This is a genomic window from Megasphaera intestinihominis (assembly GCF_040096415.1).
GTDB lineage: Bacteria > Bacillota > Negativicutes > Veillonellales > Megasphaeraceae > Megasphaera > Megasphaera intestinihominis.
This window is the reverse complement of sequence record NZ_JBBMEU010000081.1, coordinates 1-8,653: the sequence shown is the minus strand read 5'-3', so window position 1 is coordinate 8,653 and position 8,653 is coordinate 1. Positions and strand designations below refer to the sequence as shown.

The following is an 8,653-nucleotide window of genomic DNA, read 5'->3' as shown; positions in this document are numbered from 1 at the left end:
ATGACTCGGTAGCTCAGCTGGATAGAGTGACTGACTACGAATCAGTAGGTCTAGGGTTCGAATCCCTACCGGGTCACCATAGGAAAAAGCTCACGCATTTTGCGTGAGCTTTTTTATAGTTTGTAGTACGGAGTTTGTAGAAGGTGGCTTTAAATTTAAAAACCTTCACTACAAACTACAAACTGTAAACTTAAAACCCCAAAAGAGGCTGTCGCACGAAGACAGCCTCTTTTGCCTACTTTAGGCCCGGCCCTATCCATGCTATAATAGAGACATCGCAAATTGTGAAAAGGAAGTGTAAGCTATGACAGTACAGCTCGAAGAATTATTGAAAGCCTTTGAACTGAATAATCCCTATCTCAAGTTCTATTTAAATAAAAATGACGGCCATATGGCCTTGGTCACGGAAATCCCCGGTGACGACAAGGCGGAAAATGAAGTCACAGCCAATCCCGATGCGTATATCAAGCTGCCGACCCAGGCCGACCTGGATCTGCCGGAAATGATCAAGGGCTTTGTCCCCATGATGAAAGACCCGAAGCAGCGGGCGGCTTTTCAGCAGTCCATCGAAGCGGGCAAGACCGTTTCCCAGCTGGAACGGGAATTGAAGGACATGGGCCTGGTCCAGTTCTGGTATACCTTCCAGCGCATGGAATTCCGCAAAATTGCCAAAAAGTGGTGTGAAGACAACCACATTGATTATGAAGAATAGGGGAGCTCGGAGATGACGAAGATTTCAGATATCGGTGAATTCGGATTCATCGATGCTATTAAAGATCATACCCTCTTCCATCCGGAAAACGTCGCCGTCGGCATCGGCGATGACGGTGCTGTCTACACGACGACGCCGGGCTGGCAGCAGGTAGCTGTCATCGACACGATGGTCCAGAACAGTCATTTCATCATCGGTCAGACGGCGACCTGGCATGACGTCGGCTTCAAGGCCGTAGCCTCGAACCTCAGCGACATCGCCGCCATGGGGGCCGTGCCGACCCATATCGTCCTGTCGACAGCCCTGGCACCGCAGATGGACGTCGATGACGTCATTGACATGTACCGCGGCATCAAGGATATTTGCCGCACGTATGAAGTCAATATCCTCGGCGGCGATACGGTCATGTCCAAAGAAGGCGTCGTCATCACTGTCGCTGCCTTTGGCGAAATCGAAGCCGGAAAGGCCCTGCTGCGCAGCGGAGCCCAGGCCGGCGACGTCATCGCCGTATCCCATACGATCGGCGATTCGGCAGGCGGCCTCGACGTCCTCCTGGCCGGACAGGACGGATATGAACATTTGAAGAAAGCCCACCAGTATCCGGAACCGCAGATTTCCCTGGGACGCTTACTGGTACAGCATCATTGCCACAGCCTGAACGACATCAGCGACGGCCTGGCTAGTGAATCCAATGAAATTGCCAAGGCCAGCGGCGTCGAACTGGTCATCGACCGGGACCAGGTTCCGACGAGCGCTGAGCTGAAAGCCTGGGCTGCGGCATCGGGCAAGGATATTTGGAAATTCGTCTTTAACGGCGGCGAAGACTATGAACTGGTCTTTACCATGGCGCCGGACGATTTCCAGGCTTTGCAGGCCGTCTATCCGGCTGTGACGCCTATCGGGACGGTCCGCCAGGGGCCGGGCCGGGTCCTGCTCCGCCACGATGGGGGCGAACAGGTCCTGCCGCCGACGGGCTGGACCCATTTTTAGGAGGAGGATATCATGAGCTTTGATGTAGCAACTCATTCAGAAGCGGACACCATCGCTTTGGGCAAAGCCCTGGGGCCGGTCCTCAGAGACGGCGATGTCCTGGCCCTGCGCGGCGACCTCGGTGCCGGCAAGACCCATTTCGTCCAGGGCATCGCCCAGGGCATGGGCATTGACGACGTCGTCGTCAGTCCGACCTTTACCATCCTGAATTATTATGAAAATACCATTCCTCTCCAGCATTTCGACTTTTATCGCTTGGAAGAGGAATATGAATTAGACGATCTGGGATTCGACGACTATCTCGAAAGCGGCGTGACCGTCATCGAATGGTCGGAAAAATTCCCGGACCGCCTGCCTGACGATGCGGCTGTCGTCACCATCGAAAAGACGAGTCCCACGGACCGCCTGTTCCATTTTGACTTCCACGGCAGCCGTTGGCAAGCTGTAGAAAATGAGGTAAAAAAATATGCTCTTAGCCATTGAAACATCGAGCCTCGTATCGAGTGTCGCCTTGCTCCATGACGACACGCTGCGGGCTGAACTCACCATCCAGGCACGGCTGACCCATTCGGAACAGCTCATGCCCCATATTGCCGACATGCTCGACAAGGCGTCGGTCAAGAAAAGCCAGATTGACGGCGTTGCCGTTGCCGTCGGCCCCGGTTCCTTTACGGGCCTGCGCATCGGCCTGGCCACGGCCAAAGGCCTGTCCTTTGCCTGGAACGTGCCTATCGTCGGCGTCACGACGCCGGTCAGCCTGGCCTGGAACTTCGTCGGCGTCTCTGACCGCATCTGCACCCTCATCGACGCCCAGAAAGGCAATGTCTATGCCGGTGTCTATCGCTGGGACCGGACGACGCTGACGACGGAAAAAGAAATCTACATCGCGCCGCGGACGGAAGTCCTGGATACCCTGGAAAGGGAAGGCCAGCCCGTCGTCTTCTGCGGTGACGGCTCCCTCAAAGGGCGCCGGGATATCGAAGGCCGGAGCCCCTTGTTCCGCATGGCGCCGCCGACGATGGTCATTCCCCGTGCCGGCAGCGTCGCCCTGGCAGCCAATGTCCGTTTTGCCGCCGGTGACTACGATGACTGCATGACCCTGACGCCGTCGTACCTGCGCCGCAGCGAAGCTGAAGTGCTCTGGGAAAAACGCCACGGCGGTGCCCCATGTCAGTAACGGTCCGTCAGGCCTGTCGGGAGGACCTGCCGGATATCATCGCCATCGAAGAGGCGTCCTTTTCCGTGCCCTGGTCCCATCAGTCCCTGGCAGCGGAACTGGATAATCCCGTAGCCCGTTATTATATCCTGGAAAAGGAAGACGGGAGCGTCGCCGGTTATGCCGACGTCTGGCTCATCGCCGATGAAGGCCAGCTGGCCTTCATCGCCATCCATCCGTCAGCACGGGGCCTGGGCTATGGCGAGATTCTCCTGCGAACGGCCATGGAAGCCCTCTTCCGGGAAGGCTGCACGAGTTTCTTCCTGGAAGTCCGCCAATCCAACGCGCCGGCCCAGGGACTGTACCGCAAGCTGGGCTATGAAGCCCTTGCTGTCCGCAAGGACTATTATTCCCAGCCTGTGGAAGATGCGTGCATCATGCATTGTCAAAAAGAGAAGTATCAATGGCTCGGCCATTCACTATAGAAAAAAGGATGAAATCTATGTATACCTTAGCTTTAGAAACGAGTTGTGACGAAACGTCGGCTGCTGTCCTCAAAGATGGCCGCCACATCTGCTCCAACATCATATCGACACAGGTGCCGATCCACCGGAAATTCGGCGGCGTCGTACCGGAAATCGCGTCGCGCCAGCACATCGAATACGTCATGCCCATCATCAAGGAAGCCCTTGATACGGCTGGCGTCACCTTGGCAGATATCGACCATATCGGCGTCACTTACGGTCCCGGCCTGGTCGGGGCCCTGCTGGTCGGCGTCGCAGCGGCCAAGGCTATCAGCTTTGCTGCCGATAAGCCCCTGGTCGGCGTCAACCACATGGAAGGCCATATCTTTGCCAACTTCCTCAGCCATCCCGATTTGGAACCGCCGTTCCTGGCCCTCGTCGTATCCGGCGGCCATACCCAGCTGGTCCAGATCAATGGCTATAATTCGTTCAGACTCATGGGCCAGACCCGCGACGATGCCGCCGGCGAAGCTTTCGACAAGATCGCCCGCGTCATGGGCTATCCCTATCCGGGCGGTCCGCAGATCGACAAACTGGCCAAAGAAGGCGATCCCGACGCCATCGCCTTTCCCAAGGCCCTCCATGAAAAGCACAATTTCGAGTTCAGCTTCAGCGGCCTCAAATCGGCAGTCCTCAACTACCTGCACACACAGGAACAGCGGGGCCAGTCCTATAATGCCGCCGACGTGGCGGCCAGCTTCCAGAAGACCGTCGTCGAAACGCTCGTCGAAAAGACCATGGATGCCGCGGCCTACTGCGGAGCCAGGAAAATCGCCGTCGCCGGCGGCGTCTCGGCCAACAGCGGCCTGGCTGCGGCCATGAGTGCGGCCTGTGCCGACAAGGGCTATGCCTTCTACCGGCCGGAACCGATACTCTGCACCGACAACGGCGCCATGATCGGTTGCCGGGCATATTATATGGCCCTGGACGGCCGCTTTGCCGACTTGACCCTCAACGCCAAGCCGGCCCTGCCGATTACATCGGACTAATCCTGAGAAGAGATGGGGGAATCTTCTATGGCTACACTCGAAGCGGTCTGCCGGACAAGGAGCACCTTGTCGCCCGTGCAGATCCATATTTTACAGAACAGTGAAGAACTCTTGCAGTTCGCCAGCGACTTGTCGCACCGGGAACTCTTCGTCTATGTGCCCGGGCGGGAAGCGGGGACGCTGGTCCTGGCCGCGCACCGGACGCCGCTCCTGCAGAAGGGGAGGCAGACGGAAACGACTGATCCTGGCGCTGCCTTTTCCCGTTATGAAGAACCGCTTAATTATCAGGTCTTTCAGGCGGGAACGGCCATGAGCGGTGAGAAAGAAATCGAATACGGCCGCATGGCGCCCATCGTGGCTTATCCCTTCGTCGATAACGGCGGCGGGACGATTGCCGTCATTTCCTTTGTCGGCACAGTCGAAGACAATCGGGAGATTTTGACGGAAACAGCCTTCTTATCTTTGCAGGTGCCCATGGATTTCCATTCCATGTACCGGCCCCTGTCCATCCAGGATGGCGTCGTCCTGGTCAACTGCAACGGCGTCGTCATCTATGCCGACGATATGGCCGACAGCATCCTGCACATGTGCGGCCAGCGCGGGGCCATTACGGGTACCAATATCTATAATACCCGCCTCGACCTGACCGGTGCCAAGAAAGCCCTGTCCCAGGCCGAGGGATTGGCCGATGACGTGACCTTAGGCGATGCTGTCGTTTCCCGCCGGGTCATCCCTATTCTGCAGCGCGGCAAAGTGCGCCGGGTCATTTCCATCCTGACTGAGCGGACGGAACTGCATCGCAAGGAAGAAGAACTCATGGTCAAGACGTCGGTCATCAAGGAAATCCACCACCGCGTCAAGAATAACCTGCAGACCATTGCCAGCCTCCTGCGCATGCAGATGCGGCGCACGACGAGCGACGAAGCGCGGGATGTCCTCAACGAGAGCCTGAACCGGATCCTCAGCATTTCCCTGGTCCACGAGACGTTGTCCCATCACGATGAAGAGAACATCGACATTTCTGACGTCGCCCAGAAACTGCTGGGCCTCCTGGCGCACAGCCTGGTCAGCAAGGATTGCCACGTGGAGACGAAGTTTTCCGGCGACACCCTGCCCACGCCGTCTGATGCGGCGACATCCCTGGCTCTGGTCCTGAACGAACTCATCACCAATGCCATCATCCACGGCTTTGAAGGCCGACGGGAAGGCCTCCTGGCCGTCACCATCCGCCGCGACGGGCCGGACGGGGTCATCATCGTCTGTGATGACGGCGTCGGCATGTCCCACGCACCCGTCGATACGGGGCGCAAACATCTGGGCATGGCCATCGTGCGCACGCTCATTGAAAAAGATCTGCAGGGGACGATTGATTTCGATGACGGCGTGCCTGAAGGGACCGTCGTCACCATCCGTTTTCCGTTACCAGAGAGGGGAGAATAACCAATGGGATATCGCGTTGTAATAGGGGATGACGAATCGATCATCCGTATGGATTTATGTGAAATGCTGGAAGATGCCGGCCACACCGTCGTCGGAGAAGCCGCTGATGGCGTCGAGGCCCTCGATTTAGTGCGCAAAGAAAAGCCGGACATCGTCCTCCTGGACATCAAGATGCCCCGCTTGGACGGCATCCACGCGGCCCGCATGATCGGCCACGAAGGGCTGGCACCGGTCCTGCTGCTCACGGCGTACAGTCAGCAGGATATCGTCGACAAGGCCAAGGACTCCGGCGTCCTGGGCTACCTGGTCAAACCGGTCAGTCCGGTCAACCTCTTCCCGGCCATCGAAATCGCCATTTCCCAGTTCCGCCACCAGCGCGAAGTGGCACAGCAGCTCGATGACATGAACGAACGCATCGAGACGCGCAAAGCCGTCGACCGGGCCAAGGGCTGCCTCATGGACCTTTATCATATACCGGAACACGAAGCCTACCGACGGCTGCAGCAGTACAGCATGAAGAACCGGAAATCCTTGAAAGCCGTGTCCGAGGCGGTCATTGCCAGTGCGGAAAAGATAAAAAGTCAAAAAAAATAAAACGTTTGATGAAAAAGTCAGGGTGAAAGCCTTGACTTTTTTACCTTTAATGGCTAATATATATATTGTAAGTTAGCACTCGGAAGTATGGAGTGCTAATAAAGAGTAGCAACTTACTTTTAAGGAGGAATATAAAATGTTAAAACCGTTAGGAGATCGCGTAGTTATCCGTGTATTGGAACAGGAAGAAAAAACTGCAAGCGGTATTTTTTTACCGGACACTGCTAAAGAAAAACCGAGCCAGGGTGAAGTCGTAGCCGTAGGTCCGGGCAAACTGCAGGACGACGGTAAACGCGTTGCTTTGGATGTCAAAGTAGGCGACAAGATTATTTTCTCCAAATATGCCGGCACAGAAGTCAAGTTCGAAGGCACTAAATATTTGATCGTCAGCGAACGCGACATCTTGGCTATCATCTAATAAATCATTTCGAATCAAACTAAAAAATACTTAACTTTCACATAGGAGTGTGTTCAACATGGCTAAACAGATTTTGTTCAACGAAGATGCACGCCGCGCTCTCGGCAAAGGCGTAGACGCTTTGGCAAATGCCGTAAAAGTTACCTTAGGGCCTAAAGGCCGCAACGTCGTTCTCGACAAGAAATTCGGCGCTCCGACCATCACCAACGATGGTGTCACCATTGCCCGCGATATCGAATTGGAAGATCCCTTTGAAAACATGGGCGCTCAGCTCGTCAAAGAAGTCGCAACCAAGACCAACGACGTCGCTGGTGACGGCACGACGACAGCTACTATCCTGGCCCAGGCCATGATTCAGGAAGGCATGCGCAACGTCGCAGCCGGCGCTAACCCGATGATCCTCAAACGCGGTATCGAAAAAGCCGTCGCTAAACTCGTCGAAGAAATCAAGAAACGTTCCATCGCCGTATCCGACAAGGCTTCCATCGCTCAGGTCGCTTCCATTTCGGCAGGTGACGAAGAAGTCGGCGGCCTCATCGCTGACGCTATGGAAAAAGTCGGCAAAGACGGTGTCATCACTGTCGAAGAATCGAAGACCATGGGCACACAGCTCTCCGTCGTCGAAGGCATGCAGTTCGACCGCGGCTACATTTCCCCGTACATGGTAACGGACCCGGATAAAATGGAAGCTGTCATGAGCGAACCGTACATCCTCATTACGGACCGCAAGATCGCTTCTATCCAGGAAATGCTCCCGGTTCTGGAAAAAGTTGTCCAGGCTGGTAAAGAACTCCTCATCATCGCTGAAGATGTCGAAGGCGAAGCACTGGCTACCTTGGTCGTCAACAAACTCCGTGGCACCTTCAAAGCCGTCGCTGTCAAAGCTCCGGGCTTCGGCGACCGCCGCAAAGCAATGCTCCAGGATATCGCAACCCTCACGGGTGCTACGGTCATCACGGAAGATGTCGGCCGTAAACTCGACAGCGTTACCATGGAAGACCTCGGCACTGCCCGTCAGGTCCGCGTAACCAAAGATGAAACGACTATCGTCGAAGGCCACGGCGATCCCCAGGCCATCAAAGACCGTGTCGCTCAGATCAAAGCTCAGATTGCGGAAACGACGTCTGATTTCGATAAAGAAAAATTGCAGGAACGTTTGGCTAAGATGTCCGGCGGCGTAGCTGTCATCGAAGTCGGCGCTGCTACGGAAGTCGAATTGAAAGATAAGAAATATCGTCTCGAAGATGCCCTCAACGCTACGCGTGCAGCTGTTGAAGAAGGTATTGTAGCCGGCGGCGGCACGACCCTCATCGACATCCTCCCGGCTCTCGACGAATTCGATGAAGACGGCGACGTACAGACCGGTATCAACCTGGTTAAACGCGCTATTGAAGCTCCGCTCCGCCAGATCGCTGAAAACGCTGGCCTCGAAGGCTCGGTCATCGTCGCTAAAGTCAAAGCTTCCGAAGACGGCGTAGGCTTCAACGCCCTCAAAGAAGAATACGTTGACATGGTCAAAGCAGGTATCGTCGACCCGGCTAAAGTAACCCGTACAGCTCTCCAGAACGCAGCTTCCATCGCAGCCCTCGTCCTCACGACGGAAACCCTGGTCGCTGACAAACCGGAACCGGCTCCGGCAGCCCCGGCTGGCATGGGCGGCGGTATGCCCGGCATGATGTAAGATTAGGTTGTAGTGTGTAGTTTGCAGAGACGGCCTTTAAATTTAAAGCCATCTGCTAACCACTAACAACTTAAAAAGGGGCTGTCGCATTAAGCCATTTCGGCTTTGTGCGACAGCTCTCTTTTTTTATTCTATTTCATCGTTCTATT

Annotated in this window: 10 protein-coding genes and 1 tRNA gene; all 11 read left to right on the top strand. The window is 55.6% G+C overall.

Going from position 1 to position 8,653, the window contains the following annotated elements:
* Window positions 1–2: 2 nt before the first annotated feature.
* The 11 genes from WMO23_RS10260 to groL all read left to right on the top strand — a co-directional run bounded on the left by WMO23_RS10260 (window position 3) and on the right by groL (window position 8,504).
* Window positions 3–79: transfer RNA gene (locus tag WMO23_RS10260), tRNA-Arg, on the top strand.
* Between the two features lie 225 nt (window positions 80–304).
* A complete protein-coding gene (locus WMO23_RS10255; protein WP_020310833.1) occupies window positions 305–712 on the top strand; it encodes a UPF0158 family protein in 408 nt (135 codons plus the stop codon).
* Window positions 713–724: 12 nt separating this feature from the next.
* Window positions 725–1,702, top strand: a complete 978-nt coding sequence (gene thiL / locus WMO23_RS10250; RefSeq protein ID WP_292282393.1) for a thiamine-phosphate kinase — start codon at window positions 725–727, stop codon at window positions 1,700–1,702.
* Between the two features lie 12 nt (window positions 1,703–1,714).
* A complete protein-coding gene (gene tsaE, locus WMO23_RS10245) occupies window positions 1,715–2,185 on the top strand; it encodes a tRNA (adenosine(37)-N6)-threonylcarbamoyltransferase complex ATPase subunit type 1 TsaE (RefSeq protein ID WP_292282395.1) in 471 nt (156 codons plus the stop codon).
* A complete protein-coding gene (gene tsaB / locus WMO23_RS10240) occupies window positions 2,169–2,879 on the top strand; it encodes a tRNA (adenosine(37)-N6)-threonylcarbamoyltransferase complex dimerization subunit type 1 TsaB (protein WP_020310830.1) in 711 nt (236 codons plus the stop codon). Before tsaE ends, tsaB begins: the two co-directional genes overlap by 17 nt.
* The gene (gene rimI, locus WMO23_RS10235) at window positions 2,870–3,343 is read left to right on the top strand and encodes a ribosomal protein S18-alanine N-acetyltransferase (RefSeq protein WP_349173996.1); all 474 of its coding nucleotides are present in this window, start codon (window positions 2,870–2,872) and stop codon (window positions 3,341–3,343) included. The genes tsaB and rimI overlap by 10 nt, the downstream gene beginning before the upstream one ends.
* Window positions 3,344–3,360: 17 nt before the next feature.
* Window positions 3,361–4,371, top strand: a complete 1,011-nt coding sequence (tsaD, locus tag WMO23_RS10230) for a tRNA (adenosine(37)-N6)-threonylcarbamoyltransferase complex transferase subunit TsaD (protein WP_020310828.1) — start codon at window positions 3,361–3,363, stop codon at window positions 4,369–4,371.
* Between the two features lie 27 nt (window positions 4,372–4,398).
* A complete protein-coding gene (locus tag WMO23_RS10225; protein ID WP_071601839.1) occupies window positions 4,399–5,811 on the top strand; it encodes a histidine kinase N-terminal domain-containing protein in 1,413 nt (470 codons plus the stop codon).
* 3 nt (window positions 5,812–5,814) lie between these two features.
* Complete coding sequence (locus tag WMO23_RS10220) at window positions 5,815–6,405, top strand: ANTAR domain-containing response regulator (RefSeq protein ID WP_020310826.1); 591 nt, start codon at window positions 5,815–5,817, stop codon at window positions 6,403–6,405.
* Between the two features lie 136 nt (window positions 6,406–6,541).
* The gene (gene groES / locus WMO23_RS10215) at window positions 6,542–6,823 is read left to right on the top strand and encodes a co-chaperone GroES (protein WP_020723787.1); all 282 of its coding nucleotides are present in this window, start codon (window positions 6,542–6,544) and stop codon (window positions 6,821–6,823) included.
* Window positions 6,824–6,881: 58 nt separating this feature from the next.
* Window positions 6,882–8,504 carry a chaperonin GroEL gene (gene groL, locus WMO23_RS10210; RefSeq protein ID WP_020310824.1) on the top strand — a complete coding sequence of 541 codons (1,623 nt, stop codon included), beginning with the start codon at window positions 6,882–6,884 and terminating at the stop codon, window positions 8,502–8,504.
* The last annotated feature ends 149 nt before the right edge of the window (window positions 8,505–8,653 follow it).